The following is a 2095-nucleotide window of genomic DNA, read 5'->3' as shown; positions in this document are numbered from 1 at the left end:
GAGTATATCCAAATCATAAATCCCAGTCTCTACTACAATTGAACGTATTCCTGAAACAGCAGCCGATCGATGCGTTTGGTGCTGTTTCTTGTTTGTGCGCATATTCTTTAGCTTATTAGCTATTATTCGAAACCGGGAGGGCGAACTAATGGATACTTTTCATGCGACGACGATATTCGCCGTGCGTCACGAAGGCAAGGGGGCGATCGCCGGAGATGGTCAAGTGACATTCGGCAACAGCATGGTCATGAAGCAGCAAGCCAAAAAAGTACGCAGACTGTACCGCGGTAAAGTTGTAGCGGGATTTGCCGGCTCCGTGGCTGATGCCATTACTTTGTTTGAGAAATTCGAGGCTAAGCTGGAAGAGCATCAAGGTAATTTACAACGAGCCGCTGTAGAGCTTGCCAAGGATTGGAGATCAGACCGTGTATTACGTCGCTTGGAAGCGATGATGATCGTGATGGACGCACAATACTTGCTGCTGATTTCCGGTAATGGTGAGATCATCGAACCTGATGACGGTGTGCTGGCTATCGGTTCGGGCGGATCGTTCGCTCTTGCTGCGGGGCGTGCTCTGAAGCGATATGCTACCCATCTGGATGCGAAGGAAATCGCTCGTGCTGCGTTGGAAACGGCTGCTGACATATGTGTATTTACGAATCATAACATTATTGTGGAAGAGATTTCATAATTGTTGGGGGGCGCAACATCGACCATGACCATATCCACGAACAAAGCTGAATGGACGCCAAGACAAATCGTTGCCGAGTTGGACAAATATATTGTAGGTCAGAAGAAAGCGAAGAAGTCAGTAGCTGTCGCCTTGCGCAATCGGTACCGCCGCCACAAGCTGGATGAAGCGATTCGCGATGAGATTGTTCCCAAAAATATATTAATGATCGGTCCTACCGGGGTGGGGAAGACCGAGATCGCTCGCCGTATGGCGAAATTGGTGAATGCTCCTTTCATTAAAGTGGAAGCTACCAAATTTACCGAGGTTGGTTACGTTGGCCGAGATGTTGAATCGATGGTTCGGGATCTTGTGGAAACTTCAATCCGCATTGTGAAGGCAGAGAAGACCGACAAGCTTAAGGATAAGGCGGAGCAACTAGCGAATGATCGGATCGTGAACATTCTTGTTCCCTCCGGCAAGAGCACGAAGACGCAGCGGAATCCGCTTGAGATGTTGTTCGGCGGAGCGAATCAGAACCAGCAGGAAGAGCCGGAACACGATTCGTCGTTATTGCAAAAGCGTTCCGAAATGAAGGAGAAGCTGCTTCGGGGCGAGCTGGAGAATGATCCGATTGAGATTGAGGTCGAGGACAGCACTCCATCGATGATGGATATGTTCGCAGGACAAGGTAATGAGCAGATGGGGATGAACATGCAGGAAATGTTCGGCAACCTGATGCCCAAGCGGTTCAAGAAGCGCAAGCTGATGGTCAAGGAAGCACGTCTTGTTCTTATCCAGGAAGAAGCGCAGAAGCTGCTCGATATGGACGAGGTCATCCAAGAATCGATTCGTCGTGCCGAACAATCCGGCATTATATTCATCGACGAGATCGACAAGATCGCGAGCGCCGGACGTGGTTCAGGACCAGACGTATCCCGAGAAGGCGTCCAGCGCGACATATTGCCGATTGTAGAAGGTTCTACCATTATGACCAAGTATGGCCCTATCAAGACCGATTACGTGCTCTTCGTGGCTGCTGGAGCGTTCCACACGGCGAAGCCGTCGGACCTTATCCCAGAATTGCAAGGAAGATTCCCGATTCGCGTCGAGCTCACGAACCTGACGAAGGAAGACTTCGTGTTGATTTTGAAGGAACCCAAGAACGCGCTCACCAAACAGTATACGGCATTGCTTGAAACGGAAGGAATCCGTGTTGAGTTTTCGGATGAGGCTATCGAGGAAATTGCGCGGATTGCCGCTGAGGTTAATCAAAACACCGATAACATCGGGGCTCGGCGACTGCACACGATATTAGAGAAGCTGTTGGAGGACCTGTCCTTCGAAGCGCCGGATATCACGCTGGAGGAGATCATCATTACTCCTGAGTATGTGAAGGATAAAATAGCAGACATCGCCCAAAAT

The 2095-nt window shown here is 49.9% G+C and carries 2 protein-coding genes; both read left to right on the top strand.

Features of this window, described 5'->3' with window-relative positions:
• The first annotated feature begins 148 nt into the window (after window positions 1–148).
• Window positions 149–691, top strand: a complete 543-nt coding sequence (gene hslV / locus AC1DWB_RS34030) for an ATP-dependent protease subunit HslV (protein ID WP_477545499.1) — start codon at window positions 149–151, stop codon at window positions 689–691.
• 24 nt (window positions 692–715) lie between these two features.
• Window positions 716–2095 (top strand): ATP-dependent protease ATPase subunit HslU (gene hslU, locus AC1DWB_RS34025; RefSeq protein WP_477545498.1); only part of this gene is annotated, 1380 nt, incomplete at its 3' end.

This window comes from Paenibacillus sp. P4_E11, from assembly GCF_056401635.1.
Note: the sequence above shows the minus strand (reverse complement) of the source record. Positions and strands in the feature narration are given on the sequence as shown.

Excerpts from the sequence above, each read along its gene's own strand:
- hslV (WP_477545499.1), top strand. The coding sequence starts at position 149 with ATGGATACTTTTCATGCGACGACGATATTCGCCGTGCGTCACGAAGGC.